At 37.3% G+C, this 23,858-nt stretch carries 36 protein-coding genes; 2 read left to right on the top strand and 34 right to left on the bottom strand.

Features of this window, described 5'->3' with window-relative positions; genetic code table 11:
- Position 1 precedes the first annotated feature (1 nt).
- A complete protein-coding gene (locus tag LV704_RS12775) occupies positions 2-1,789 on the top strand; it encodes a hypothetical protein (protein WP_163423552.1) in 1,788 nt (595 codons plus the stop codon).
- A 62-nt stretch (positions 1,790-1,851) separates the two neighbouring features.
- On the opposite strand, the gene ctlX is transcribed toward LV704_RS12775, so the two are convergent.
- Both ctlX and LV704_RS12765 read right to left on the bottom strand, forming a co-directional pair.
- The gene (gene ctlX, locus LV704_RS12770; RefSeq protein WP_163423553.1) at positions 1,852-2,781 is read right to left on the bottom strand and encodes a citrulline utilization hydrolase CtlX; all 930 of its coding nucleotides are present in this window, start codon (positions 2,779-2,781) and stop codon (positions 1,852-1,854) included.
- Positions 2,782-2,794: 13 nt separating this feature from the next.
- Positions 2,795-3,709 carry a dimethylarginine dimethylaminohydrolase family protein gene (locus LV704_RS12765; RefSeq protein WP_163423554.1) on the bottom strand — a complete coding sequence of 305 codons (915 nt, stop codon included), beginning with the start codon at positions 3,707-3,709 and terminating at the stop codon, positions 2,795-2,797.
- Between the two features lie 286 nt (positions 3,710-3,995).
- Between LV704_RS12765 and LV704_RS12760 the strand changes: the two genes are divergently transcribed.
- The gene (locus tag LV704_RS12760) at positions 3,996-4,463 is read left to right on the top strand and encodes a hypothetical protein (protein ID WP_163423555.1); all 468 of its coding nucleotides are present in this window, start codon (positions 3,996-3,998) and stop codon (positions 4,461-4,463) included.
- 60 nt (positions 4,464-4,523) lie between these two features.
- Here the strand turns inward: LV704_RS12760 and LV704_RS12755 are convergent, their stop codons facing one another.
- The 32 genes from LV704_RS12755 to rplC form a co-directional block, all read right to left on the bottom strand.
- Positions 4,524-5,807 carry a citrate synthase gene (locus tag LV704_RS12755; RefSeq protein ID WP_163423556.1) on the bottom strand — a complete coding sequence of 428 codons (1,284 nt, stop codon included), beginning with the start codon at positions 5,805-5,807 and terminating at the stop codon, positions 4,524-4,526.
- A 128-nt stretch (positions 5,808-5,935) separates the two neighbouring features.
- Positions 5,936-7,474, bottom strand: a complete 1,539-nt coding sequence (locus LV704_RS12750) for a glycogen synthase (RefSeq protein ID WP_163423557.1) — start codon at positions 7,472-7,474, stop codon at positions 5,936-5,938.
- Between the two features lie 108 nt (positions 7,475-7,582).
- On the bottom strand, positions 7,583-8,875 hold the full coding sequence (gene eno, locus LV704_RS12745; protein WP_163423558.1) for a phosphopyruvate hydratase: 1,293 nt from the start codon (positions 8,873-8,875) through the stop codon (positions 7,583-7,585).
- A gap of 117 nt (positions 8,876-8,992) precedes the next feature.
- The gene (carA, locus tag LV704_RS12740; RefSeq protein ID WP_163423559.1) at positions 8,993-10,105 is read right to left on the bottom strand and encodes a glutamine-hydrolyzing carbamoyl-phosphate synthase small subunit; all 1,113 of its coding nucleotides are present in this window, start codon (positions 10,103-10,105) and stop codon (positions 8,993-8,995) included.
- Positions 10,106-10,200: 95 nt separating this feature from the next.
- The gene (rplQ, locus tag LV704_RS12735; RefSeq protein ID WP_163423560.1) at positions 10,201-10,704 is read right to left on the bottom strand and encodes a 50S ribosomal protein L17; all 504 of its coding nucleotides are present in this window, start codon (positions 10,702-10,704) and stop codon (positions 10,201-10,203) included.
- Positions 10,705-10,765: 61 nt separating this feature from the next.
- Positions 10,766-11,758, bottom strand: coding sequence for a DNA-directed RNA polymerase subunit alpha (locus LV704_RS12730; protein WP_055397087.1), 993 nt, complete (start codon positions 11,756-11,758; stop codon positions 10,766-10,768).
- 18 nt (positions 11,759-11,776) lie between these two features.
- Complete coding sequence (gene rpsD, locus LV704_RS12725; protein ID WP_163423561.1) at positions 11,777-12,382, bottom strand: 30S ribosomal protein S4; 606 nt, start codon at positions 12,380-12,382, stop codon at positions 11,777-11,779.
- Positions 12,383-12,482: 100 nt separating this feature from the next.
- A complete protein-coding gene (rpsK, locus tag LV704_RS12720) occupies positions 12,483-12,875 on the bottom strand; it encodes a 30S ribosomal protein S11 (protein WP_109661671.1) in 393 nt (130 codons plus the stop codon).
- Positions 12,876-12,887: 12 nt separating this feature from the next.
- Positions 12,888-13,262, bottom strand: a complete 375-nt coding sequence (gene rpsM / locus LV704_RS12715) for a 30S ribosomal protein S13 (RefSeq protein ID WP_163423562.1) — start codon at positions 13,260-13,262, stop codon at positions 12,888-12,890.
- A 2-nt stretch (positions 13,263-13,264) separates the two neighbouring features.
- The gene (ykgO, locus tag LV704_RS12710; protein ID WP_013621733.1) at positions 13,265-13,381 is read right to left on the bottom strand and encodes a type B 50S ribosomal protein L36; all 117 of its coding nucleotides are present in this window, start codon (positions 13,379-13,381) and stop codon (positions 13,265-13,267) included.
- A gap of 4 nt (positions 13,382-13,385) precedes the next feature.
- Positions 13,386-13,601 (bottom strand): translation initiation factor IF-1, encoded by a 216-nt coding sequence (gene infA / locus LV704_RS12705; RefSeq protein ID WP_014031991.1) that lies wholly within the window; start codon positions 13,599-13,601, stop codon positions 13,386-13,388.
- A 3-nt stretch (positions 13,602-13,604) separates the two neighbouring features.
- Entirely contained in the window at positions 13,605-14,948 is a 1,344-nt protein-coding gene (gene secY / locus LV704_RS12700; RefSeq protein WP_163423563.1) for a preprotein translocase subunit SecY, read from the bottom strand.
- Positions 14,949-14,958: 10 nt separating this feature from the next.
- A complete protein-coding gene (gene rplO, locus LV704_RS12695; RefSeq protein ID WP_163423564.1) occupies positions 14,959-15,411 on the bottom strand; it encodes a 50S ribosomal protein L15 in 453 nt (150 codons plus the stop codon).
- 13 nt (positions 15,412-15,424) lie between these two features.
- Positions 15,425-15,604, bottom strand: coding sequence for a 50S ribosomal protein L30 (gene rpmD / locus LV704_RS12690; protein ID WP_055397075.1), 180 nt, complete (start codon positions 15,602-15,604; stop codon positions 15,425-15,427).
- 13 nt (positions 15,605-15,617) lie between these two features.
- Positions 15,618-16,142 (bottom strand): 30S ribosomal protein S5, encoded by a 525-nt coding sequence (gene rpsE, locus LV704_RS12685; RefSeq protein WP_109661663.1) that lies wholly within the window; start codon positions 16,140-16,142, stop codon positions 15,618-15,620.
- 6 nt (positions 16,143-16,148) lie between these two features.
- Complete coding sequence (gene rplR, locus LV704_RS12680; protein ID WP_163423565.1) at positions 16,149-16,502, bottom strand: 50S ribosomal protein L18; 354 nt, start codon at positions 16,500-16,502, stop codon at positions 16,149-16,151.
- A gap of 11 nt (positions 16,503-16,513) precedes the next feature.
- Positions 16,514-17,056 (bottom strand): 50S ribosomal protein L6, encoded by a 543-nt coding sequence (gene rplF / locus LV704_RS12675; RefSeq protein WP_163423566.1) that lies wholly within the window; start codon positions 17,054-17,056, stop codon positions 16,514-16,516.
- A gap of 19 nt (positions 17,057-17,075) precedes the next feature.
- Positions 17,076-17,474, bottom strand: a complete 399-nt coding sequence (rpsH, locus tag LV704_RS12670) for a 30S ribosomal protein S8 (RefSeq protein ID WP_163423567.1) — start codon at positions 17,472-17,474, stop codon at positions 17,076-17,078.
- 17 nt (positions 17,475-17,491) lie between these two features.
- Positions 17,492-17,761, bottom strand: coding sequence for a 30S ribosomal protein S14 (gene rpsN / locus LV704_RS12665; protein WP_055397065.1), 270 nt, complete (start codon positions 17,759-17,761; stop codon positions 17,492-17,494).
- Between the two features lie 2 nt (positions 17,762-17,763).
- Positions 17,764-18,315 (bottom strand): 50S ribosomal protein L5, encoded by a 552-nt coding sequence (rplE, locus tag LV704_RS12660; protein WP_163423568.1) that lies wholly within the window; start codon positions 18,313-18,315, stop codon positions 17,764-17,766.
- 2 nt (positions 18,316-18,317) lie between these two features.
- A complete protein-coding gene (gene rplX / locus LV704_RS12655; protein WP_163423569.1) occupies positions 18,318-18,629 on the bottom strand; it encodes a 50S ribosomal protein L24 in 312 nt (103 codons plus the stop codon).
- Positions 18,630-18,645: 16 nt separating this feature from the next.
- Positions 18,646-19,014 carry a 50S ribosomal protein L14 gene (rplN, locus tag LV704_RS12650; protein ID WP_055397059.1) on the bottom strand — a complete coding sequence of 123 codons (369 nt, stop codon included), beginning with the start codon at positions 19,012-19,014 and terminating at the stop codon, positions 18,646-18,648.
- 2 nt (positions 19,015-19,016) lie between these two features.
- A complete protein-coding gene (rpsQ, locus tag LV704_RS12645; RefSeq protein ID WP_163423570.1) occupies positions 19,017-19,274 on the bottom strand; it encodes a 30S ribosomal protein S17 in 258 nt (85 codons plus the stop codon).
- Positions 19,275-19,287: 13 nt separating this feature from the next.
- On the bottom strand, positions 19,288-19,479 hold the full coding sequence (rpmC, locus tag LV704_RS12640) for a 50S ribosomal protein L29 (protein WP_163423571.1): 192 nt from the start codon (positions 19,477-19,479) through the stop codon (positions 19,288-19,290).
- Between the two features lie 18 nt (positions 19,480-19,497).
- Complete coding sequence (rplP, locus tag LV704_RS12635) at positions 19,498-19,917, bottom strand: 50S ribosomal protein L16 (protein WP_163423572.1); 420 nt, start codon at positions 19,915-19,917, stop codon at positions 19,498-19,500.
- A 20-nt stretch (positions 19,918-19,937) separates the two neighbouring features.
- Positions 19,938-20,654: a 30S ribosomal protein S3 gene (rpsC, locus tag LV704_RS12630; RefSeq protein WP_163423573.1), complete on the bottom strand. Its 717-nt coding sequence runs from the start codon at positions 20,652-20,654 to the stop codon at positions 19,938-19,940.
- Between the two features lie 8 nt (positions 20,655-20,662).
- Positions 20,663-21,070: a 50S ribosomal protein L22 gene (rplV, locus tag LV704_RS12625; protein WP_163423574.1), complete on the bottom strand. Its 408-nt coding sequence runs from the start codon at positions 21,068-21,070 to the stop codon at positions 20,663-20,665.
- A gap of 7 nt (positions 21,071-21,077) precedes the next feature.
- Positions 21,078-21,356: a 30S ribosomal protein S19 gene (gene rpsS / locus LV704_RS12620; RefSeq protein ID WP_097047030.1), complete on the bottom strand. Its 279-nt coding sequence runs from the start codon at positions 21,354-21,356 to the stop codon at positions 21,078-21,080.
- Positions 21,357-21,368: 12 nt separating this feature from the next.
- Positions 21,369-22,193 carry a 50S ribosomal protein L2 gene (gene rplB / locus LV704_RS12615; RefSeq protein WP_163423575.1) on the bottom strand — a complete coding sequence of 275 codons (825 nt, stop codon included), beginning with the start codon at positions 22,191-22,193 and terminating at the stop codon, positions 21,369-21,371.
- Between the two features lie 9 nt (positions 22,194-22,202).
- Positions 22,203-22,493 carry a 50S ribosomal protein L23 gene (gene rplW, locus LV704_RS12610; protein ID WP_163423576.1) on the bottom strand — a complete coding sequence of 97 codons (291 nt, stop codon included), beginning with the start codon at positions 22,491-22,493 and terminating at the stop codon, positions 22,203-22,205.
- Positions 22,494-22,500: 7 nt separating this feature from the next.
- The gene (rplD, locus tag LV704_RS12605) at positions 22,501-23,130 is read right to left on the bottom strand and encodes a 50S ribosomal protein L4 (RefSeq protein ID WP_163423577.1); all 630 of its coding nucleotides are present in this window, start codon (positions 23,128-23,130) and stop codon (positions 22,501-22,503) included.
- Positions 23,130-23,747, bottom strand: a complete 618-nt coding sequence (rplC, locus tag LV704_RS12600) for a 50S ribosomal protein L3 (RefSeq protein ID WP_163423578.1) — start codon at positions 23,745-23,747, stop codon at positions 23,130-23,132. The genes rplD and rplC overlap by 1 nt, the downstream gene beginning before the upstream one ends.
- Positions 23,748-23,858 lie beyond the last annotated feature (111 nt).

Below are 23,858 nucleotides of genomic sequence, written 5' to 3'. Positions count from 1 at the left end.
AATGGAGTTAATAAAAAAACATATCCTAATTTTCACCTTTATTCTTTTTACGGGGACACTCTGCATATTTGCACAATCGGCAAAGCTGGATAACTCAGAGGATATAGATTATTTAAATATTCACCAAGAAAAGGTTTTTATTCACTATAACAGTACTTTACTGTTTACTGGAGAATATTTATACTATAAAGTGTATAATCTCAATTCAGACAACAACGGTTTAAGCAACCTAAGTAAAATTGTATACATAGAACTGGTGGGCGAGGATAAAGAGTCCGTGTTCAGACATAAAGTCCGTTTAGAAAACAGTTCTGGACAAGGAGATTTTTTTATTCCAACTACAGTAAAATCTGGAAATTATAAACTTATCGGTTATACGCAATGGATGAAAAATGGAAGTAAAAACAATTTTTTTCAAGGAGAAATCGCCATAATCAATCCCTATCAAAACGATCAAAAAGTAATACTGAAGGATTCTAGCATTGTCAGCAGTAACAGTTCAAGAAGTTTACTAAACAGTAAAACACAATCAGCAACGAAAGCAAATAACGAAGGTATAAAAATAAGTGTCGATCAAAATACATTCAAAAAAAGGTCAAAGGTTTCCTTAAAACTTGAAGATGTTACAAAGACGTATTCCGGTGGCACATACTCCCTTTCTGTAAGAAATATAGATACTATTGAAAAACCTTTAATGCTTACTTCAAAAGCGTTCCGTTCTCTTCAGAGTAAGAAAGAGAAAGTAAAAAATCACATTTATCTTCCTGAATTTAGAGGCGAGCTTATCTCAGGCAAGGTTTTACCAAAAGATACTATAAGCCCTGTTGATAATGTAAACATTGCTCTGTCCATTCCAGAGAAAAATGGATATGATTTAAAAGTTGTTACTACGGACAAAAACGGCGTCTTTTTAGTGAGTTTAGAAAAAGCTTATAATGGAACCAAAGCATTTGTGCAGGTTTTAGGGGAAGCTCGACAGAAGTATACGATAAAACTGGATTCTGATAGTCCTATGGATTATTCAGGTTTAACATTCAATAGATTCGAGATAACACCCGAAATGAGAGATATGATTGTTGAAAGAAGTGTCCATAATCAGATTGAAAACAGTTACTTTTCCATAAAACCAGATTCCTTAAAGCCTACACCTACCGTTATTCCTGTTTATAAAGATATTATGAACACCTACATCTTAGATGACTACACTCGTTTTTCAACAATTAGAGAAACCTTGGTTGAGGTAATAGAATTGGTCTGGTCCAAAAGAATTGGGAAGGGTGAATATACCTTTCAAGTTAAAGAGAATGATTATGATTTTTACATTAAACCTGATTTTTCACCTTTGGTAGTTGTTGACGGTATTCCGGTTCAGAATCATGACCACCTTTTGGGATACAATGCAAGAAACGTAAGAAGTATCAGTTTTTTAAGAGATAAATATGTTCTTGGTTCAAAAATTTTCCAAGGAGTAATCGATATTGAAACCATTGACGGGGATTTTGTTTCTCCATATAATGGAGACCATAGGGTTAATTTTGATTTATTTAAGCCACTACCAATAAAAAAATACTTTAATCAAAAATACACTGAGGAAACCAAGCCTGATACAGATAGAATATTAGATTTTAGATATCAATTACTATGGGAACCAAATCTAGAATTGAAGGGCAACAAAACAGTGATAGATTTTTTCACTTCCGATGTTAGTGGAAATTATGAAATCTGCCTAGAAGGATTCACAGCCTCTGGCGAACCAATCTCAACAAGAAAAGTGATTTCTGTAAACTGATTTTTTTTACAATTCGTTACAAAAAGCATCAAAATAATAATAGAACCCTGGCAAGGGTACAATCACTTTTTTGGTAAGAAGACTTCTGCCATCATACAACGGGCACTTCCTCCTCCACAGGTTTCAATAGTATTCAAAGGGCTATGGATAATTTTACAATGCTTTTCAATAGCCGCTACCCTAGCCTCATCCAAACTATTATATGCTGCTGAACTCATCACCATAAAGCGCTCGTCATTTGCTCCTATAACCTGAAGCATATTACCAGCAAATTGGTACATCTGCTCCTCGGTAATAGAAATGATTTCCCTACCATCTTTTTTAAGCTGATCTACTACATTCTTTCGCTCCTTTTTATCATCTATGGTATCCAAACAGATAACGGCAAAGGTCTCGCCCATAGCCATCATAACATTGGTGTGGTAGATGGGCAATCGTTTACCCTCTACGGTTTGGTTTGCAGTAAATATTACAGGAAAACAATCAAAATCTTCACAGAACTCAATAAAAAGTTCTTCATGAGCCCTCTCTGACAACGCACAATACGCCTTTTGATTTACTCGATCTTTTAAAATACTACCTGTTCCTTCCAAAAAAACGTCTTCCTCTTCTGCTGCAGTATAATCTACAATATTATCTATACGAAAACCATGTCCTTCCAAAATATCAAAAATATCTTCTCTACGTTCCTTTCTTCGATTTTCCGCAAACATGGGATACACGCACACTGTCCCACTTTCATGAAAGGAAATCCAATTATTTGGAAATATGGAATCTGGAGTGTCAGTTTCTTTTTTATCATCAACCACAATAACATTGACTCCGTGATTTCTGAGTTTGGTTACAAAATCGTCAAACTCATTTTGAGCTTTCTTGTTGATTTCGTCATTTTTTATACTTAAATCTTCTTGAAAGTAATTGTTAACGGCCGTCTGCTCGTTCTTCCTGAAATTGACAGGCCTGATCATTAAAATGGTATTTGTTACTTGCATTGAAAAAGTTAGTTTATGCTCTTATTAAAGGTAGTGTGCTGCAACGTAGAAGGCCTTCTTGTTTGGCGATTTCAGAATATGGAATTTCTTCAACCGTAAAACCTTGTTCTCTAAGCCAAGTATTCAATCTTGTGAAGCTCTTTTCTGAAACTACCACTTCAGGAGAAATAGAGAATACATTGCTAAACATATTGTACATCTCGTCTTTGGTGATTTCAAATACGTTCTCCTTTCCAAAATAATCTACCAGCCATTGGTATTCTTCCTCTACCAAAAACCCATTTTTATGTAAAATGGCTTTATCCTTTCCTACTGGTTGAAAACAGCAGTCCAAATGCAATGCGTTCTCCTTCGCATTGGTATTGGATTTCCTCAGCTCAAAAGACTTTACCTTTTTGTGCGGAAATTGACTTCGAATATATTCCACAGCAGCTTTATTGGTCCTTGCAGTAATAAAATCTGGATAATCTTTACCTGTATAAGTGCCAATAAAAATATATTCGTTCCATGGCATTACGTCTCCCCCTTCTATATGGACTTCCTCTGGAGGTCTTATAACTTTGTTTGGATTTATTTTATCCAAAACATGGTCAATTGCTTCAAACTCACGCTCTCTATCTGGTAATATATTGGCATGAAATAATTTATCCTCAATCACAAAAGCTATATCTCTTGAAAAGATCTGATTACAATCTTTTAAAACGGACGGTCTAAAGACTTCAACCTTATACTTTTTAAAAACATCTAAAAAAGCTTCCATCTCCTTTGTCATATCAGCTTCTTTGGGGTATGTCCCCGCGAGAATATGTTCCAAGGATTTTGGGTCATATGCTTCTTCTGGAACTGGAGTTGGACCACAACTTTCTGCCGTTCCCAAAATCACCGCTTTTAGCGGACTTGTTTCATCTACAATATGCAACTGCATCATACAATATTTTTTCAAAACCAAAGGGGACACCATAATCTCCAATAGGAGAAAATCCCTAAAAATTCTATGGCAAAACTAGTGCTTTACTGGCGATTTTCCTTTTACAAAAACAGAAAAAACCCAATTTTATTAGGGGTTTTTACAGCCCTTTCCAAATTTCTTCCTTTATCATTCAACTATCTGATTTACAGATATATAAATTGAAGTTTTTTCAATAAATTCTTGTGCTAAAATGCAAAAAATTACATTGTTATCCTTACATTTAATCTGAGAAAGAGACTTCAGGATGAAAAAAGTTGTTTTCCCTTTATGTTTTATCATCATGGTGAGCATTGGTTTGCTATCCATGAATTCTTTCCCTGGAAAAATATCCTTATCCAAAGTTTTTAATACAGAAGAAAGTAAGGCTACAGATTATTCTACAAAGTATTCCGATTGTATTACTAAAAGTGATTATTCACAGTTTTTTAGCACTATGCTCATAGATGTGCCTAAAGAAGATAGGGTCTTTATTGAAGAGATAGATTTATGTTTGGAAAATTACCACCGCTCTCTAGACTCAACCATAAAGAATCTTAATGCAATAGATGGCCATGAGTTTCTCCACACGGAATATCTAAGGTGTAAAACCAAAATCAATACTGGTTCTTTATCAGAAATTCAGAAGTATTATCACCAAGGTATTATGCAAATATGTTATGATAAGGATAGGTTTTTAAACCTCCATTCTAACGGTAACATTGCAAAATTATAAATAAGAAAAGGCGATTTTCTCAAATCGCCTCACCTCTATACTTCTATTTTGTACATTAGTTTATCTTTTTTCCACCTTAACAAAAGGTCTAAGATTTTCCCCAATATAAATTTGTCTAGGCCTTCCTATCGGCTCACCTCTCAATCTCATCTCCCTCCATTGAGCAATCCAACCTGGCAGTCTTCCTAGCGCAAACATTACCGTAAACATCTCAGTTGGAATGCCTAATGCCCTGTAGATAATTCCTGAGTAAAAGTCTACATTAGGATAAAGTTTCCTTTTTACAAAGTACTCATCTTCCAAAGCTTCTTTTTCAAGAGCTTTTGCAATATCCAAGATTGGGTCTTCAATTCCAAGATTACCCAATACTTCATCAGCAGATTTTTTGATAATCTTTGCTCTTGGATCAAAGTTCTTATATACTCTGTGTCCAAAGCCCATTAACCTAAATGGGTCATTTTTGTCTTTGGCTTTGGCCATATATTTTTTTGTATCCCCTCCATCTTCTTGAATAGCTTCAAGCATCTCTAAAACCGCTTGGTTGGCACCACCATGTAAAGGGCCCCACAATGCAGAAATTCCTGCTGATAATGAAGCAAAAAGACCGGCATGGGATGAACCTACTATACGAACTGTAGATGTAGAGCAATTTTGCTCATGGTCTGCATGTAAAATCAATAGCTTATCTAATGCATCTATAGCAATCAGGTCCCTTTTATACTCTTGGTTTGGCTTTTTAAACATCATTTTATGGATGTTTTCTACATAGCCTAACGTATCATCTCCATAATCTAAGGGCAGCCCTTTCTTTTTACGTTGTGCCCAAGCAACTAAAACTGGAAACTTAGCAAGAATACGAACTATGGAACTGTACATTGCGGTTTCTGAAGAAACGTCAACTGAAATAGGATTAAAGGCTACTAAAGCACTTGTTAAGGAAGATAATACACCCATTGGGTGGGCTGACTTTGGGAAACCATCCAATATCTTCTTCATTTCCTCGTCTACATGGGACTCCTCCTTAATATCGTTATGAAAAGTATCTAATTGTTCCTTGTTTGGCAATTCTCCAAAAATTAAAAGATAGGCCACTTCTAAAAAATCAGCCTTCTCAGCCAACTCTTCAATAGAATATCCCCTATATCTTAAAATTCCTTTTTCTCCATCCAAAAAAGTGATAGCACTCTCACATGAACCTGTATTTTTATAGCCTGGATCAATGGTTACTATACTACTTACTCCTCTAAGTGTTTTTATATCTATAGCTAGTTCATCCTCAGTACCTTTAATAACTGGGAATTCGTATTTTTTACCATCATATTCAAGTATAGCTTTGTCCGACATTGTATGTTTTAATAGATTAATAAAATAGAACCTGAAATTTACGAAAAAGCACGGCCATTAACAATATTCCAGGCTTCAATTATGGTTCAGGAACTGCTTATTTTATAAGTCGTAAACTAACGGGGTAGCTAACTAAAATTATACAACTCTCTATAATAGTTATCTACAGATTTCTTCCAGGTAAATCTCTTTTTCTTGGCCGCATTTTGAATTTTTTTCCATGCAGGTTTATCATTCTTATAAACATCTAAGGCTAGATCAAAACCTTCCAACATACTCTTGATTTTTTCATCATAAGTATCTCCATCAAAACTAAAGCCTGTTTTCATATGAGAGACGGTATCTTTTAAACCTCCCGTATGATGAACCAAGCAAGGGTTTCCATTTCGCATAGCCAGCATTTGACTAATTCCGCAGGGCTCAAAAAGACTTGGCATAAAATATAGATCTGACTCTAGATAAATGGAGTCAATAAGGCTTTCAGATTGGCCATTGGTAAAAACAAAATTCTTATGCTCGTAGCTCAATTTTCTAAAAAGCTCCTCATACTCAGGGGCTCCAGTGCCTAAAAGCATGAAAATACCATCTACCTTTTCTAGCTTTTTCAGAATTTCAACAAAAGCCTCAGGGGAACGTCTAAAAAAGTAAAATTTTTGCTCTGTTAATCTAGCTACGCTGGATACAATGAATTTTGGTCTGTTATCCACGTATTCCATTATTTTTTCACCTGTATGCGCCAAAAAATCAGCTTTGTATTTTTTTGATTCTTCTTGTAGCCACCTAAAAAGGGCTTTCACAGTATTTCTGTAAATAAAACCTTTTTCTTCTGCATTGATATTTTTGTAATTGCACCCATTCAAAATACCAAAGAGTCTTCCCTCTTCATCAGCTTTTAATAAGTCTTTTTCTAACCCTTCGCCACCAATAAACTCCGGCGGGGAACTAGGAAGCAACACATCTTCTTTATAGGAAGGAGAAACGGTATGTACGGCATCAGCAAAACGGATACCAACTGCCATTAGGTTAATACAATCCTGGTACCGATAATCCATTAGTGACATATAGTCAATTGGTATATCTGGAAACCAGTTCTTAAGCGATGAGTAATTATCATCAAATGGTCTAATACCTTGAATGGCCAAATTGTGGATACTATAAACGGTACGAATATCTTTTAGGCTCTGATAATCCTTATGGTATTCCCTTAAAAATAAAAGCAAACTTGAGTGCCAATCATGTAGATGAATAATATCCAACTTCCCAAAAGCTCCTTTTTTAATAGCCTCGGCCACAGCGGTGCAAAAAATAAAGTATTTTACCGCATCCGTATAGAAAGGTTCTTCGGGGTCATTATGATAGATATGGGCAATGTCACCTGCTTCAATTTCAGGGTGGTGTATTACATAATGGACAATATTTGGGTATTCTTTCTTTGGTTTTACCTCGTAAAGTTCCGCGGTATAGGACAGTCCTCTTAGACTAAAGTTTAGGTTTGTTTTAAATAGACCATCTTGATGAAGTCTAGAGTACGACGGTACAATTACATGAACCTTATCTCCTTGTTCTGAAATTTGTCTAGGAACGTCTCTAACCACGTCTCCCATTCCACCAGCCTTACAATTGGCCAAAGCATCATTTTCTGCCGCAGCAAAAAGAAAATTGTTCATTAGGTAAGTTTTGTTTAGTCAATTAAGTTAACCAAAGTTTATTTCTGAAACAAAAAAAAGCCTTTCCCAATTGAGAAAGGCGTTCATAGTGCTAAAAAATCATTATCATTACTTTATTTTGAAAGCTTTCTCTTGTGGATAGTAAGCTATACTTCCCAGCTCCTCTTCAATACGCAACAACTGATTGTACTTGGCCATTCTATCACTTCTTGAAGCAGAACCTGTCTTAATTTGTCCTGTATTCAAAGCGACTGCTAAATCTGCAATAGTATTATCTTCGGTTTCTCCTGAACGGTGGGACATTACGGAAGTATACCCAGCATTCTTTGCCATATTAACTGCAGCAATTGTTTCAGAAAGCGTGCCTATTTGATTTACTTTTATAAGGATAGAGTTGGCTATACCATTTTCGATTCCTTTTGATAAACGCTCCACATTGGTTACAAACAAGTCATCCCCAACTAACTGTACCTTATCCCCAATCTTATCTGTTAATGATTTCCATCCATCCCAATCATTTTCATCCATACCATCCTCGATTGAAATGATAGGATACTTTGCAGATAAATCAGCTAAATATTGAGCTTGTTCTTCTGAAGTTCTTACAACACCTTTATCACCTTCGAACTTTGTATAGTCATATTTACCGTCTACGAAAAATTCTGCAGCGGCACAATCTAGAGCAATCATTACATCATCACCTAGTTTATATCCAGCCTTGTCAACAGCTTTAGCAATGGTATCCAAAGCATCTTCAGTTCCTCCTGCCAGATTAGGTGCAAAACCGCCTTCATCACCTACAGCGGTACTTAGTCCTCTATCGTGTAGAACTTTTTTCAAATTGTGAAAAATCTCAGTTCCCATTTGCATGGAGTGCGAAAAGCTTTTCGCCTTAACCGGCATTACCATAAACTCTTGAAAAGCAATTGGAGCATCTGAGTGAGAACCTCCATTAATAATATTCATCATAGGCACCGGTAATGTATTTGCACTAACGCCACCAACATATCTATACAAAGGCATGCCCAATTCATTTGCGGCAGCTTTAGCAACGGCAAGAGATACCCCTAGAATTGCATTTGCCCCCAGCTTGGATTTGTTTGGTGTTCCATCCAAAGCAATCATGGTTTCATCAATATAGTTTTGTTCAAAAACTGACGTTCCCACTAATTCTTCTGCTATAGTTGTGTTGACATTATTAACCGCCTGGCCAACACCTTTTCCCATAAATGAATTTCCACCATCTCTTAACTCAACAGCTTCATGCTCTCCCGTAGATGCTCCAGAAGGCACAGCTGCTCTTCCCAAAATTCCGTTTTCGGTCAGCACATCTACTTCTACTGTTGGATTACCTCTTGAGTCTAAAATCTGTCTTGCATGAATGTTTATAATAATGCTCATCTGAACTTAATATTTATGGTTGAAATTAATTTGGCTAAGATACGAAAGGTGAACTTTTTAGCTTCATGATAATACTCATAAAACACTGATAATAACCTAAAAATAAACTACAACGTTTTAGTTGCGACTTGTCTTGATCGCTTCAAAAAATTGATCGAATAAATAATCTGCATCATGTGGTCCAGGGCTGGCTTCTGGGTGATATTGAACAGAAAACACTTCTTTTCCTTTCATTTTGATACCAGCTACTGTATCATCATTAAGATGCAAATGGGTAATCTCCAAATCTTGATTAGCTTCTGTTTCTTCCCTATTCACAGCAAAACCATGGTTTTGCGAAGTTATTTCCCCTTTTCCGGTGACTAAATTGAGAATTGGATGGTTAATCCCTCTATGCCCATTGTGCATTTTATATGTTGAAACGCCATTTGCCAATGCCAGCACTTGATGCCCTAGGCATATTCCAAATAATGGTTTATTGGATTTTATCATCTCCTTTGTTGCAGAAATAGCATCTGTCAAGGGTTCTGGATCTCCAGGTCCATTGGATATGAAATATCCATCTGGATTCCATTTCTTCATTTCTTCAAATGGAGTATTGTATGGAAATACTTTTATATAAGCTCCTCTTTTAGCAAGGTTTCTAAGAATGTTCTTCTTGATACCTATATCTAAGGCTGAAATTTTATATGTAGCATTTTCTTCGCCAAAGTAATATGGTTCTGCAGTTGAAACTTTAGAGGAGAGTTCCAACCCTTCCATACTTGGAACGTTGGCCAACTCTTTTTTTAATTCTTCTATCTCATCAACTCTTGTGGAAATTAAAGCGTTCATTGCCCCGTTATCACGAATATAGCTTACCAATGCCCTGGTATCCACATCAGAAATGGCAAAAAGATTGTTCTTCTCCAAAAAATCCAATAGGCTCATGTCCGCACTTGGACGTGAATACTCATAACTAAAGTTTTTTACGATAAGTCCAGCAATTTTTATGGAATCCGATTCTATTTCTTCCGCATTGGTTCCATAGTTACCAATATGTGCATTGGTCGTAACCATTAATTGGCCAAAATAGGAGGGGTCCGTAAAAATTTCTTGATAACCCGTCATTCCGGTGTTGAAACATACTTCTCCAACAGCGGTACCTTCATTATTCCCAATGGCTTTGCCATAAAAAATAGTACCATCTGCCAGTAATAACAGTGCTCTTTTCTTTGAGTGATACTTCATGCGATTTTTAATTTCAAGTTTGACAAAAAAACATAAAAAAAGGATAAGTTTTCACTTATCCTTTTTTTTCTAATACAATAGTTAATAACATATTGCTATTCTTCTGAATCATCTGCTGTTTTGGTTTCAGCAACTGGAGCAGCAGCTTCTACTTTTTTACCTCCACCTCTTCTACTTCTTCGTGTGGTTTTCTTGGCAGGTTTTCCAGCGTTATAAACTTCGTTGAAGTCCACTAACTCTATCATGGCCATATCAGCGTTATCTCCAAGACGGTTACCCAACTTGATGATTCTTGTATATCCTCCCGGTCTATCAGCAACTTTTTCCGCAACTGTGCTGAAAAGTTCTGTAACAGCATACTTGTTCCTTAGGTTACTAAAAACAATCCTTCTGTTGTGAGTACCTTTCTCAGTAGTTTGATTGTTCTCTACTTTAGACTTGGTAATCAACGGCTCCACAAATTGCTTTAACGCTTTTGCTTTGGCAACTGTAGTGTTGATTCTTTTATGTTCTATTAGGGAACACGCCATATTGGCCAACATTGCCTTTCTGTGGGCAGCTGTTCTACCTAAGTGATTAAATTTCTTTCCGTGTCTCATGTTTTTGTTTTATCATCTTGCTTCCTAACTCGTAGTACCACGAGGAGCAAAATATGATTACTTAATCTTTGTCCAATTTATATTTGGATAAATCCATTCCAAATTGAAGGCCTTTGTTGATTACCAACTCTTCCAATTCGGTCAATGATTTTTTACCAAAGTTTCTGAACTTCATTAAATCATTCTTGTTGAAAGAAACCAAATCTCCCAAAGTATCAACTTCAGCAGCTTTAAGACAGTTTAAAGCCCTAACGGACAAGTCCATGTCTACCAATTTGGTTTTCAACAACTGACGCATATGTAAAGATTCTTCATCATATGTTTCAGTTTGTGCAATTTCATCAGCTTCTAATGTAATACGCTCATCAGAGAATAACATGAAGTGGTGAATCAAAACTTTAGCAGCTTCAGTCAATGCATCTTTAGGGTGGATAGAACCATCTGTTACGATTTCAAAAACCAATTTTTCGTAATCGGTTTTTTGCTCAACCCTAAAGTTTTCAATACTGTACTTTACGTTCTTTACCGGAGTGTAAACAGAATCAACCGCAATACTACCCAAAGGTGCATTGGATTTTTTGTTTTCCTCAGCAGGAACGTAACCACGTCCTTTTTCAATAATAACCTCTAGGTTAATACTTACTTTAGGATCCATGTTACAGATAACTAAATCTGGATTTAGTACTTGGTATCCAGAGATGAATTTTTGAAAATCACCAGCAGTCAATTGTTCTTTTCCACTAACGGAAACAGAAACTGTTTCGCTCTCAACATCATCAATCTGTCTTTTGAAACGAACTTGCTTAAGGTTCAATATCATTTCTGTAACGTCTTCAACAACGCCAGGAATAACAGAAAACTCATGTTCAACTCCATCAATACGAACAGAAGTGATTGCAAAACCTTCCAAAGAGGAAAGAAGAACTCTTCTTAACGCATTTCCAACTGTTAATCCGTAACCAGGTTCCAAAGGGCGAAATTCAAATTTCCCTTCGAAATCGGTTGAATCTATCATTATAACTTTATCGGGCTTCTGAAAATTTAGTAATGCCATATTGGATTAATGTTGATTTTATTTAGAGTATAACTCGACGATTAATTGTTCCTTGATATTTTCAGGAATCTGCATTCTTTCTGGAACGGTTACAAAAGAACCTTCTTGCTTTTCAGTATTCCAGGTAATCCATTCGTAAACGCTACTGTTATTAGACAGTGAATCAAGGATCGCTTGAACGGATTTGGATTTTTCCCTAACTCCAACCACATCTCCTGGTTTTAAAGAGTAAGAAGGAATGTTTACTATTTCACCGTTTACGATGATATGTCTGTGTGAAACCAATTGTCTTGCACCACTTCTCGTAGGAGAAAGACCCATTCTGTAGACTACATTATCTAAACGGGACTCACACAATTGAAGTAAGACCTCACCGGTTACCCCTTTGCTTCTGTTAGCTTTTTCGAAAAGGTTTCTAAATTGTTTTTCCAAAATACCGTAGGTATACTTGGCTTTTTGCTTCTCCATCAACTGGATTGCATATTCAGACTTTTTTCCACGACGTCTGTTGTTACCGTGTTGTCCTGGAGGGTAACTTTTCTTTTCGAAGGCTTTATCGTCTCCGAAAATCGCTTCTCCAAATTTTCTAGCGATTTTTGATTTTGGTCCTGTGTATCTTGCCATCTTCTTTAAATTGGAAAGTGCGATTATGAATTAAGGCTTATCCTTCGATAATCTATAAAGCACTTTCGTGAAGACCCTAACGGGCCGATTTATTAACTAATTAAACTCTTCTTCTTTTTGGTGGTCTACAACCGTTGTGCGGAAGTGGGGTAACATCAACTATTTCTGTTACTTCTATACCAGCATTATGAATAGAACGAATGGCAGATTCTCTACCATTTCCTGGTCCTTTTACATATACTTTCACTTTTCTTAGACCCGCTTCATGTGCAACTTTAGCACAATCTTCAGCTGCAACTTGAGCTGCATAAGGTGTGTTCTTTTTAGAACCCCTAAAACCAAGTTTACCAGCAGATGACCAAGAGATTACATCTCCTTTTTTATTGGTCAAAGAAATAATGATATTGTTGAATGAAGCAGTAACATGAGCCTCACCTGTAGATTCTACTATTACTTTGCGCTTCTTAGCTGTTTTAGTATTTGCCTTTGCCATAATACCTACCTATTATTTAGTTGCTTTCTTCTTGTTGGCAACCGTTTTTCTTTTTCCTTTTCTCGTCCTAGAGTTATTCTTGGTACGTTGACCTCTTAGTGGCAATCCTGATCTATGACGAATTCCACGATAACAACCAATATCCATCAAACGTTTGATGTTCAATTGTGTTTCTGAACGAAGTTCACCTTCAATTGTATAAGAGGAAACAGAATCCCTGATTCTTCCTATTTCTTCATCATTCCAATCTGAAACTTTAGTATCCTCGCTTACTTGGGCTTTCTCTAAAATCTCTTGCGCCCTACTTTTACCAATTCCGTAAATGTAGGTAAGTGAAATAACTCCACGCTTTTGTTTTGGTATATCTACACCTGCGATTCTTGCCATAATTACCCTTGTCTTTGTTTAAATCTAGGATTCTTTTTGTTGATTACGTATAATCTGCCTTTTCTGCGAACTATCTTGCATTCGGCGCTTCTCTTCTTTATTGATGCTCTTACTTTCATCGTATTAGTATCTGTAAGTAATTCTTGCTTTTGTTAAATCGTATGGGCTCATTTCAAGTTTTACCTTGTCTCCAGGAAGTAATTTTATATAATGCATACGCATTTTCCCAGAGATATGTGCCGTAACAACATGCCCATTTTCTAATTCTACCCGGAACATTGCATTTGACAATGCCTCTATTATTGTTCCGTCTTGTTCTATTGCTGGCTGCTTTGCCATAAATTATGCTACTTTTCTATTTTTTCCGGTTTTCATCAAACCATCATAATGTCTATTCAACAAATATGAATTTACTTGTTGCACCGTGTCGATTGCAACACCAACCATAATCAACAGCGAAGTACCGCCATAGAACAAGGCCCAACCCGCCTGCACATCCATCAACTTTACAACCACAGCAGGTAAAACTGCCAATAGCGCCAAGAAGACAGAACCAGGTAATGTGATCAACGACATAATTTTATCCAGATAATCCCCAGTTTCTTTGCCAGGTCGTATTCCAGGAATAAATCCACCACTTCTTTTTAAATCATCAGCCATTTTATTCGTAGGAACTGTAATAGCTGTATAGAAATATGTAAATATGATAATCAACACAGCAAACAGGATATTATATGCCAATCCAAATATATCGGCAAACTGGACTTCCATCCATTGGCCAACAGCTGTATTGTTAAACGTTCTACCCAATAAACTAGGTGCGAACATAATGGCTTGTGCAAAAATGATAGGCATTACTCCAGATGCATTCAACTTTAATGGGATGTACTGTCTAGACCCCATAACGTTTTTCTCATACCCGCCCGAAGCAGTTCTTCTAGCATACTGTACTGGAATTTGTCTTATTGCCATTACCAAAAGGACACTGGCCAATATTACCAAGAACCAAATGATAACTTCTATAAGGATAAACATAATACCACCTGTATTGTTGGTTGTTCTAGATATAAATTCTTGAACGAACGACTGTGGCATTGTAGCAATAATACCAATCATAATCAATAAAGAAATACCGTTTCCGATACCTTTATCCGTAATTTTTTCTCCCAACCACATAGCAAACACACATCCTGTCACCAATATGATTACAGCAGGGATTATGAAATCAGGTCCTTTGCCCAATACAAAAGCACTGTCCGGAACTCCAAGAGCACCTAAACCAAATAAATATGCTGGAGCTTGAACAATACAGATAGCAATGGTCAGCCATCGTGTAATTTGATTAATGGTCTTTCTACCACTTTCTCCTTCTTTCTGTAATTTTTGCAAATAAGGAATGGCAATTCCCATTAGTTGAACTACAATAGAAGCAGAAATGTATGGCATAATACCCAATGCAAAAACAGAAGCATTTGCAAAAGCTCCACCGGTAAAAGCATTAAGAATACCCAAAATACCTTGTTCGGTATTAGAGGTTAATTGCGCCAATTGGGAAGTATCAATACCTGGAAGGACAACTTGGGCACCAAAACGGTACACTATAAGTAAACCAAGGGTAACGAGGATTCGTTGTCTTAGTTCTTCTATCTTCCAAATATTTGATATGGTCTCAATAAATTTCTTCATGCTATTTTTCTTATAAACTTATTGCTTCACCTCCTGCGGCTTCAATTGCTGCTTTAGCAGAAGCAGTAAATTTATGTACTGATATTTTTAGAGATGCCTTTAATTCGCCATTTCCTAAAATTTTCACTAAATCATTCTTGTGAGCCAATCTGTTCTCAACAAGAATATCCAAGGTTACTTCCTTTTTAAGGGTACCATTATCCACCAACTCTTGCAATTTGCTCAAATTGATTCCTTGGTATTCCTTTCTGTTGATGTTCTTAAAACCAAATTTAGGAACACGACGCTGTAAAGGCATTTGCCCACCTTCAAAACCAATCTTCTTGGAATATCCAGATCTAGACTTTGCACCTTTATGCCCTCTTGCGGCAGTTCCGCCTTTACCAGAAGCTTGACCTCTTCCTAAGCGTTTTCCATCTCTGTTAACAGCGCCTTCTGCTGGTTTAAGATTATGTAAATCCATGTACCGTTATATTTTAAGCTTCCTCAGTGGAAACCAAGTGTTTTACCTTATTTATCATTCCAAGGATATTAGGCGTTGCATCATGCTCAACAACATGCCCAATCTTACGCAAACCAAGAGCCTCCAAAGTTCTTTTTTGGTTTTGGGTTCTCTTAATAGCGCTCTTTACTTGTTTAACCTTAATCTTTGACATAATATCCTCTTATTTATCCCTTAAAGACTTTTTCTAAAGAAATACCTCTTTGGTTAGCTACTGTTTGTGCTCCTCTTAATTGTAAAAGCGCATCAAAAGTGGCTTTAACAACATTGTGGGGATTGGAAGAACCTTGCGATTTTGAAAGTACATCATGTACTCCTACTGCTTCCAATACTGCTCTAACCGCACCACCTGCAATAACTCCTGTACCATGAGATGCTGGCTGAATATATACCCGTGCACCACCATACTTTCCTTTCTGCTCATGAGGAAGTGTTCCTTTGTTCAAAGGAATTCTTATTAAATTCTTTTTAGCATCTTCAATAGCCTTGGCAATAGCAGTAGCAACTTCTTTAGATTTTCCTAAACCATGTCCTACCACACCATTCTCATCACCAACAACAACAATTGCCGAAAAACCGAATGCTCTACCACCTTTGGTAACTTTAGTAACCCTTTGGACACCAACCAAACGATCTTTCAACTCCAGTCCACCTGGCTTAACTGTTTCTACGTTTTTGTATTTCTGGTACATAGTTTATTAGAATTTAAGTCCTGCTTCCCTAGCTCCTTCAGCCAATGATTTAACTCTTCCATGGTAAAGGTTTCCACCTCTATCAAAAGCCACTGTTTCAAAACCTAGTTTTGCAGCTTTCTCTGCAATTGCTTTACCGACTTGGCTCGCAATCTCAATTTTTGTTCCTTTTGCGTCTACACCTTTATCTCTTGATGATGCCGCTGCCAATGTGACACCATTGTTATCATCAATCAATTGAGCGTATATCTCTTTATTACTTCTGAAAACAGACAATCTCGGCCTTGTTTCAGTACCAGCAGAAACCTTTCGTATTCTTCTTCTGATTCGTAATTTTCTTTCGGTCTTAGATAATCCCATCGTATTACTTATTATGCTGATTTACCGGCTTTTCTTCTTAACTGCTCACCTACAAACTTGATTCCTTTTCCTTTGTAAGGCTCAGGCTTACGGAAAGCTCTAATCTTGGCAGCCACTTGACCAACCAATTGTTTGTCATGAGACGTTAACTTTATAATCGGGTTCTTTCCTTTCTCAGAAACAGCTTCAATTTTTACTTCTGAAGCAATATTCATTACAATGTTATGAGAGAAACCTAGAGCCAAATCCAATTTTTGTCCTTGGTTACTTGCTCTGTACCCTACACCAACCAATTCAAGTTCTTTGGTCCATCCTTTGGAAACTCCTTCAACCATATTCAAAAACAATGATCTGTAAAGACCGTGCTTGGCTTTATGCTCTTTGGAATCAGAGGGTCTTGCCACATGAATGCTTCCATCTTCAACCTTAACTGTAACCCCTGAAAATTCTTGAGACAGTTCTCCCAACTTACCTTTAACGGTAACTACATTCTCGTTCACTTCTATAGTGACTCCATCAGGAATTGTAATTGGATTGTTACCTATTCTAGACATTTTTTTTCTCTTTACTCAATTAATAAACGTAGCACAAAACTTCGCCACCTACGTTATCTTGCTTAGCTTGTTTGCTTGTCATAACTCCGTGAGATGTTGAAACAATAGCAACACCCAAACCGTTAAGAACTCTTGGCAATTCACCTGAACCTGCATATTTACGTAGTCCAGGTTTACTTACCCTTTGCAATTTTTTAATAACCGGCTCTTTGGTAAACTTATCATACTTCAAGGCAATTTTAATGTTCCCTTGAACTTTGTTATCCTCGAACTTGTAGCTCAAAATATATCCTTGATCGAACAATATTTTGGTAATCTGTCTTTTTAGATTGGAAGCGGGAATATCCACTACCCTATGACCTGCACTACTGGCATTTCTAATTCTGGTCAAATAATCTGAAATTGGATCTGTAAGCATTTCTTTTCTTTATCTGTTTACCAACTTGCTTTTTTAACTCCCGGGATCAAACCTTGATTGGCCATTTCCCTAAAAGTAACCCTAGATATACCAAATGTTCTCATATACCCTCTTGGTCTTCCAGTCAATTTGCATCGGTTACGCATACGTACTGGAGATGCGTTCTTAGGAAGCTTTTGTAAAGCTTCATAATCACCCGCTTCTTTCAAAGCCTTTCTCTTTTCAGCATATTTTGCTACCGTTTTAGCCCTTTTTACCTCACGGGCTTTCATTGATTCCTTAGCCATACTTAGTTCTTTTTAAAGGGTAATCCCAATTCGGTTAACAATGATTTAGCTTCTTTATCTGTGTCTGCAGAAGTAACGAATGTGATATCCATACCGTTAATTCTGTTGATTTTATCAATATTGATCTCTGGGAAAATGATTTGCTCCGTAACACCAAGGTTATAATTACCCCTTCCATCAAAACCTGTAGCCTTTATCCCTTGAAAATCACGTACTCTAGGAAGTGCAGATGTAATCAATCTATCCAAGAACTCATACATTCTTTCACCTCTAAGAGTTACTTTGGCACCAATTGGCATACCTTTTCTCAATTTAAAGGAAGCAACATCCTTTTTTGAAAGGGTAGCAATCGCCTTTTGCCCAGTAATATTCGACAACTCATCAACCGCATGATCGATAAGTTTCTTGTCAGATACGGCAGCACCAACCCCACGGCTGACAACTATCTTCTCCAACTTTGGAACTTGCATTACATTTTTGTAACCAAACTCTTCGGACAATGCCTTTACAACACGTTCCTTATATTCTGTCTTTAATCTTGGAATGTAACTCATAACTAAATTACTTCATTGGATTTCTTCGCAAATCTAACTTTCTTTCCATCTCTCACTTCATACCCTACTCGTGTATTCTCTCCAGATTTTGGATCGATCAACGAAAGGTTGGAAACATGGATAGGAGCTTCTTTTTTTACAATTCCTCCTTGAGGATTCTTTGCACTCGGCTTTTCGTGCTTAGAGACTATATTGGCTCCTTCCACGATAGCTTTGTTCTTTTCACGGTCAAGCTGAAGTACTTTGCCCTCAGTGCCTTTGTGGTCTCCCGCAACGACCCTTACCGTATCTCCTGTTTTTATTTTCAACTTCATCTTTCTGATATTTCTTTTAAAGCACCTCTGGAGCTAATGAAACAATCTTCATGAACTGCTTGTCCCTAAGCTCTCTGGCAACTGGTCCAAAAACCCTAGTTCCTCTCATTTCACCTGTTGGATTCAATAACACACATGCGTTGTCATCAAAACGGATGTAAGAGCCATCCGGTCTTCTTACTTCTTTCTTTGTACGAACCACAACAGCTGTTGAAACAGAACCTTTTTTTACAGTACCATTGGGGGCGGCTTCTTTAACAGTCACCACAATCTTATCTCCCAATGAAGCATATCTTCTTTTTGTTCCTCCAAGCACACGAATGGTCAAAACTTCTTTTGCACCGGTGTTGTCCGCGACCTTTAATCTAGATTCTTGCTGTAACATAATTATTTAGCTCTTTCAAGGATTTCAACCAGTCTCCAACATTTAGTCTTACTCAATGGTCTTGTTTCCATTATTTTAACAGTGTCACCTTCCTTGCAATCATTCTTTTCATCATGGGCAACGTACTTCTTGGTCTTCAAAACGAACTTACCGTACATAGGGTGCTTTACTCGCTTTACTTCAGCAACCACAATCGATTTCTCCATTTTATTGCTGGTAACAACCCCTATTCTTTCTTTTCTTAAATTTCTTTTTTCCATAAGGCAGAACCAATTATTGTAATTCCCTTTTTGTTAATTCTGTTGCAAGTCTTGCTACCGTCCTTCTCGTTTTTCTTATCTGTAAAGGATTTTCCAAAGGAGTAACTGAATGCGCTACTTTCAAATCAGCGTGTTGTTTTTTATGCTCAGCTAATCTTTCTTTTAGCTCTTCAATTGAAAGTTCTTTTATCTCTGATTGTTTCATCTTCTTCTCAATTAAAAATTAAGCGGAATAATCCCTTGCTACGATAAACTTAGTCTTCACTGGTAATTTTTGCGCCGCAAGCCTCAATGCTTCTTTTGCAACATCCATTGGAACTCCAGCTACCTCAAACATGATTCTTCCTGGCTTAACAACTGCAACAAAATATTCAGGAGCACCTTTACCTTTACCCATACGTACTTCAAGAGGCTTTTTAGTGATAGGTTTGTCCGGGAATATTTTAATCCACAGTTGACCTTGCCTTTTCATGTACCTTGTCGCAGCAATACGTGCAGCTTCTATCTGACGAGAAGTGATGAAGTGTGAATCCAAGGACTTAATACCAAACATTCCATTGGAAAGTTGGTGCCCTCTTTGGGAGTCTCCTTTCATACGTCCCTTCTGGGCTTTACGAAATTTTGTTCTTTTTGGCTGTAACATTTTACCTTTACTTTATCTTATTACTTTCTACGACGTTGTGGTTTTTTACCATCTTGTTTGCCGCCTTTTCCTTGACCTTTGGACAATCCTACTAATGGGGAAAGTTCTCTTTTACCATAAACCTCACCCTTCATAATCCAAACTTTGATTCCCAATCTTCCGTACGTAGTGTGCGCCTCATGTAAAGCATAATCTACATCTGCACGGAAAGTTGACAAAGGGATTCTTCCTTCTTTATAAGACTCAGAACGTGCCATTTCAGCTCCGTTCAAACGTCCAGAAATCTGAATCTTAATACCTTCTGCATTCATACGGATTGCTGCTGCAACTGCCATTTTAATAGCACGTCTATATGAAATTCTGCTCTCAATCTGTCTAGCAACACTTGCAGCTACCAAATTGGCATCAAGCTCAGGTCTTTTGATTTCATGAATATTGATTTGAACTTCTTTACCAGTAATTTTCTTAAGCTCCTCTTTCAGCTTATCAACTTCCTGGCCCCCTTTACCAATAATAATACCTGGTCTTGCCGTAGTAATAGTAATGGTAATAAGTTTTAAAGTTCTTTCAATAATAACCCTTGACACACTTGCTTTCGCCAAACGTGCGTGGATGTATTTTCTTATTTTATCATCCTCAGCCAGCTTATCGCCGTAATCTTTACCGCCGTACCAGTTGGATTCCCATCCTCTGATAATTCCTAAGCGATTTCCTATCGGATTGGTTTTCTGTCCCATATTATACTCTAGCTTTGAACGTTGTTATTAGATTCCAAAACCATGGTAACATGATTGGAACGTTTTCTAATTCTATGTGCTCTACCTTGTGGTGCTGGACGCAATCTTTTCAACATAGTACCGCCATCCACACGGATTTCCTTTATAAAAAGGTCCGCATCTTCAATACTTGCATCCTCATTCTTAGCTTCCCAGTTAGCAATTGCAGAAAGCAAAAGTTTCTCCAACTTTCTAGAAGCTTCTTTTGAATTGAACTTTAAAATTGCAAGTGCCATTTCTATCTGCTTTCCTCTAATCAAGTCAGCTACTAAACGCATCTTTCTTGGTGAGGTAGGGCAGTTGTTAAGCTTTGCAAAAGCAAGTTGCTTTTTCTCTTCCTTCAACCTTTCGGCCATTTGTTTTTTTCGAACTCCCATAGCTTACTTACTTTTTTCCTTTGTTTTTAGCTCCTGCATGACCTCTAAAGGATCTTGTAGGTGAAAATTCTCCAAGCTTGTGACCTACCATGTTTTCCGTTACATAAACAGGAACAAATTGTCTCCCATTATGCACAGCTATAGTTTGTCCTACGAAATCTGGCGTTATCATTGAGGCTCTAGACCATGTTTTGATAACCGTTTTCTTACCTGAATCTATATTATTCTGGACTTTCTTTTCCAGACTATGATGAACGTAAGGTCCTTTTTTTAATGAACGTGCCATTTGCTTTTACTTTTATTTCTTTCTACGTTCTATGATATATCTATTTGTATCTTTTGTCTTGGAACGCGTTCTAAATCCTTTAGCAGGAATACCGTTCTTAGATCTTGGATGACCTCCAGAAGCCCTTCCTTCACCACCACCCATTGGGTGATCAACAGGGTTCATAGCTACTGGCCTAGTTCTTGGTCTTCTACCCAACCATCTGCTTCTACCGGCTTTACCAGATACCAATAATTGGTGGTCAGAGTTAGAAACAGCTCCAATAGTAGCCAAACAATTGGCCAATATCATACGTGTTTCACCAGATGGCAGTTTAATGGTAACAAATTTTCCATCTTTTGCCATTAATTGCGCAAAAGTACCAGCACTTCTTGCCATTACAGCTCCTTGACCTGGTCTTAGTTCAATACAAGAAATAATGGTACCCAATGGAATTTCACCTAAAGGAAGTGCATTTCCAATTTCTGGAGCAGCCTTAGTACCAGAAGAAATCTTCTGACCTACCTGCATTCCATTTTGAGCAACCACATATCTCTTCTCGCCATCTTTATATTCAACTAGTGCGATAAATGCAGTTCTGTTAGGATCGTACTGGATTGATACAATAGTAGCATCAACACCCTGCTTATCTCTTTTGAAGTCGATAACACGATATCTTCTTTTATGCCCTCCACCTCTATGGCGAATGGTCATTTTTCCTTGACTGTTCCTACCACCAGACTTTTTTAACGGAGCAAGCAAGCTTTTCTCCGGCTTATCAGTAGTAATCGCGTCAAATCCGTTTACTACTCTAAAACGCTGTCCAGGGGTTATCGGTTTTAATTTTCTAACTGACATTTCTTGTCTTTATAGATTACTGTAAAAATCAATAATATCGCTTTCCGCCACATCAACAATCGCTTTTTTCAAGGCGTTTGTTTTTCCGTGTTGGATTCCTGTTTTTGTATAGCGACTCTTACGATTTGGACCATAGTTCATGGTACGTACTTTATCCACAGAAACACCATAGGTAGTCTCAACCGCTTCTTTGATCTGAAGTTTGTTGGCCTTTGGGTCAACATAGAAACCATAACGATTGAAAAGCTCGCTGTCCGCGGTCATTTTTTCCGTAATGATTGGTTTTATCAACACACTCATGATATTCTTATTTCTTTAGGTTCGATTCTATTCCTTCCAAAGCGCTTTCGGTCAGTACTACCTTACCAGCATTAATAATCTTGTAAGTACTTAATTCTGAGCTATTTACAACTTCGGAACGCTCCAAATTGCGCGACGACAAATATACATTATTATTTGAATCGCCCAACACTATAAGAGACTTTTTATTTTCTATTCCAAGAGAGGTCAAAAACGCTTTAAAATCCTTGGTTTTAGGAGCTTCAAAATTGAAGTCTTCAACAACAACCAAAGCTTTGTCTTTTGACTTTAATGTTAAGGCAGATTTCCTTGCCAAACGCTTAACATTCTTGTTTAATTTTTGTTGGTAATCTTTCGGTCTAGGACCAAAAATTCTACCACCACCTCTAAAAACAGGAGATTTAATACTACCAGCCCTTGCGGTACCCGTTCCTTTCTGTTTTTTTATCTTTCTGGTACTACCCGCTATCTCAGCTCTCTCTTTAGCTTTGTGAGTACCCTGTCTTTGGTGTGCTAAATATCGCTTAACATCTAAATAGATGGCATGCTCATTAGGTTCTATAGCGAAAACATCGTCAGAAAGCTCAACCTTTCTTCCCGTTTCTTTTCCTTTAATATCTAAAACTGCAACCTTCATTACTTCTCAATTGTTACGTAAGCATTCTTATGACCTGGAACACAACCTTTTACTACAATAAGGTTTTTCTCCGGAACCACTTTTAATACTTTCAAGTTTTGAACTGTTACTCTTCCTCCACCCATTCTACCTGCCATTTTCATTCCTTTGAAAACGCGAGCTGGATAAGACGCTGCACCAATGGAACCAGGAGCTCTTAGTCTGTTATGCTGACCGTGGGTTGCTTGACCAACTCCGGCAAAGCCGTGTCTTTTAACAACACCTTGAAAACCTTTTCCTTTTGATGTACCTATTACATCTACAAATTCACCTTCCATAAAAAGATCAACACCCAAAGTGTCACCTAATTTATGTTCACCTTCAAAATCTCGGAATTCAACGACTTTCTTCTTTGGAGAAGCACCTGCTTTTTTAACATGACCAAGTTCAGCCTTGTTTGCACGTTTTTCTGCCTTGTCATCGAAACCAAGCTGAAGGGCACTGTACCCGTCAACCTCTTCGGTTCTGACTTGGGTAACCACGCATGGTCCAGCTTCAAGAACGGTGCATGGAATATTCTTTCCATTCTCGTCGAAGATGCTGGTCATACCGATTTTTCTTCCTATTAACCCAGACATATATATAATTATTAATTGTTTACTTTTTTATTACACCAATTTCTTGGCAAAAAAATTGGGTCAAAGAAAAGATTCTGTGACCCAGATATTTTTCTTATTCCCGTTTTTCCA

This window comes from Flagellimonas sp. CMM7 (assembly GCF_021390195.1).
Lineage (GTDB): Bacteria > Bacteroidota > Bacteroidia > Flavobacteriales > Flavobacteriaceae > Flagellimonas.
This window is presented reverse-complemented; position numbering and strand designations above follow the sequence as displayed.

Excerpts from the sequence above, each read along its gene's own strand:
- rpsE (WP_109661663.1), bottom strand. The coding sequence starts at position 16,142 with ATGTACCAGAAATACAAAAACGTAGAAACAGTTAAGCCAGGTGGACTG.
- rplX (WP_163423569.1), bottom strand. The coding sequence starts at position 18,629 with ATGAAGTTGAAAATAAAAACAGGAGATACGGTAAGGGTCGTTGCGGGA.
- rplC (WP_163423578.1), bottom strand. The coding sequence starts at position 23,747 with ATGTCTGGGTTAATAGGAAGAAAAATCGGTATGACCAGCATCTTCGAC.
- LV704_RS12755 (WP_163423556.1), bottom strand. The coding sequence starts at position 5,807 with ATGTCGGACAAAGCTATACTTGAATATGATGGTAAAAAATACGAATTC.
- LV704_RS12775 (WP_163423552.1), top strand. The coding sequence starts at position 2 with ATGGAGTTAATAAAAAAACATATCCTAATTTTCACCTTTATTCTTTTT.
- rpsS (WP_097047030.1), bottom strand. The coding sequence starts at position 21,356 with ATGGCACGTTCATTAAAAAAAGGACCTTACGTTCATCATAGTCTGGAA.
- rplN (WP_055397059.1), bottom strand. The coding sequence starts at position 19,014 with ATGTTACAGCAAGAATCTAGATTAAAGGTCGCGGACAACACCGGTGCA.
- rplR (WP_163423565.1), bottom strand. The coding sequence starts at position 16,502 with ATGGGATTATCTAAGACCGAAAGAAAATTACGAATCAGAAGAAGAATA.
- infA (WP_014031991.1), bottom strand. The coding sequence starts at position 13,601 with ATGGCAAAGCAGCCAGCAATAGAACAAGACGGAACAATAATAGAGGCA.
- eno (WP_163423558.1), bottom strand. The coding sequence starts at position 8,875 with ATGAGCATTATTATAAACATTCATGCAAGACAGATTTTAGACTCAAGA.
- rplP (WP_163423572.1), bottom strand. The coding sequence starts at position 19,917 with ATGTTACAGCCAAAAAGAACAAAATTTCGTAAAGCCCAGAAGGGACGT.
- rplO (WP_163423564.1), bottom strand. The coding sequence starts at position 15,411 with ATGGATTTACATAATCTTAAACCAGCAGAAGGCGCTGTTAACAGAGAT.
- rpmC (WP_163423571.1), bottom strand. The coding sequence starts at position 19,479 with ATGAAACAATCAGAGATAAAAGAACTTTCAATTGAAGAGCTAAAAGAA.
- rpsH (WP_163423567.1), bottom strand. The coding sequence starts at position 17,474 with ATGCTTACAGATCCAATTTCAGATTATTTGACCAGAATTAGAAATGCC.
- LV704_RS12750 (WP_163423557.1), bottom strand. The coding sequence starts at position 7,474 with ATGAACAATTTTCTTTTTGCTGCGGCAGAAAATGATGCTTTGGCCAAT.
- LV704_RS12730 (WP_055397087.1), bottom strand. The coding sequence starts at position 11,758 with ATGGCATTACTAAATTTTCAGAAGCCCGATAAAGTTATAATGATAGAT.
- rplE (WP_163423568.1), bottom strand. The coding sequence starts at position 18,315 with ATGAGTTACATTCCAAGATTAAAGACAGAATATAAGGAACGTGTTGTA.
- secY (WP_163423563.1), bottom strand. The coding sequence starts at position 14,948 with ATGAAGAAATTTATTGAGACCATATCAAATATTTGGAAGATAGAAGAA.
- rpsK (WP_109661671.1), bottom strand. The coding sequence starts at position 12,875 with ATGGCAAAGGCAAATACTAAAACAGCTAAGAAGCGCAAAGTAATAGTA.
- LV704_RS12760 (WP_163423555.1), top strand. The coding sequence starts at position 3,996 with ATGAAAAAAGTTGTTTTCCCTTTATGTTTTATCATCATGGTGAGCATT.
- rpsN (WP_055397065.1), bottom strand. The coding sequence starts at position 17,761 with ATGGCTAAGGAATCAATGAAAGCCCGTGAGGTAAAAAGGGCTAAAACG.
- rpsD (WP_163423561.1), bottom strand. The coding sequence starts at position 12,382 with ATGGCAAGATACACAGGACCAAAATCAAAAATCGCTAGAAAATTTGGA.
- rplB (WP_163423575.1), bottom strand. The coding sequence starts at position 22,193 with ATGTCAGTTAGAAAATTAAAACCGATAACCCCTGGACAGCGTTTTAGA.
- rplV (WP_163423574.1), bottom strand. The coding sequence starts at position 21,070 with ATGGGAGTTCGAAAAAAACAAATGGCCGAAAGGTTGAAGGAAGAGAAA.
- rpsM (WP_163423562.1), bottom strand. The coding sequence starts at position 13,262 with ATGGCAAGAATCGCAGGTGTAGATATACCAAAACAAAAGCGTGGAGTT.
- rplW (WP_163423576.1), bottom strand. The coding sequence starts at position 22,493 with ATGAGTGTGTTGATAAAACCAATCATTACGGAAAAAATGACCGCGGAC.
- LV704_RS12765 (WP_163423554.1), bottom strand. The coding sequence starts at position 3,709 with ATGATGCAGTTGCATATTGTAGATGAAACAAGTCCGCTAAAAGCGGTG.
- rpmD (WP_055397075.1), bottom strand. The coding sequence starts at position 15,604 with ATGTCAAAGATTAAGGTTAAACAAGTAAAGAGCGCTATTAAGAGAACC.
- carA (WP_163423559.1), bottom strand. The coding sequence starts at position 10,105 with ATGAAGTATCACTCAAAGAAAAGAGCACTGTTATTACTGGCAGATGGT.
- rplQ (WP_163423560.1), bottom strand. The coding sequence starts at position 10,704 with ATGAGACACGGAAAGAAATTTAATCACTTAGGTAGAACAGCTGCCCAC.
- rpsC (WP_163423573.1), bottom strand. The coding sequence starts at position 20,654 with ATGGGACAGAAAACCAATCCGATAGGAAATCGCTTAGGAATTATCAGA.
- ctlX (WP_163423553.1), bottom strand. The coding sequence starts at position 2,781 with ATGCAAGTAACAAATACCATTTTAATGATCAGGCCTGTCAATTTCAGG.
- rpsQ (WP_163423570.1), bottom strand. The coding sequence starts at position 19,274 with ATGGAAAAAAGAAATTTAAGAAAAGAAAGAATAGGGGTTGTTACCAGC.
- ykgO (WP_013621733.1), bottom strand. The coding sequence starts at position 13,381 with ATGAAAGTAAGAGCATCAATAAAGAAGAGAAGCGCCGAATGCAAGATA.
- rplD (WP_163423577.1), bottom strand. The coding sequence starts at position 23,130 with ATGAAGGTTGCAGTTTTAGATATTAAAGGAAAAGAAACGGGAAGAAAG.
- rplF (WP_163423566.1), bottom strand. The coding sequence starts at position 17,056 with ATGTCTAGAATAGGTAACAATCCAATTACAATTCCTGATGGAGTCACT.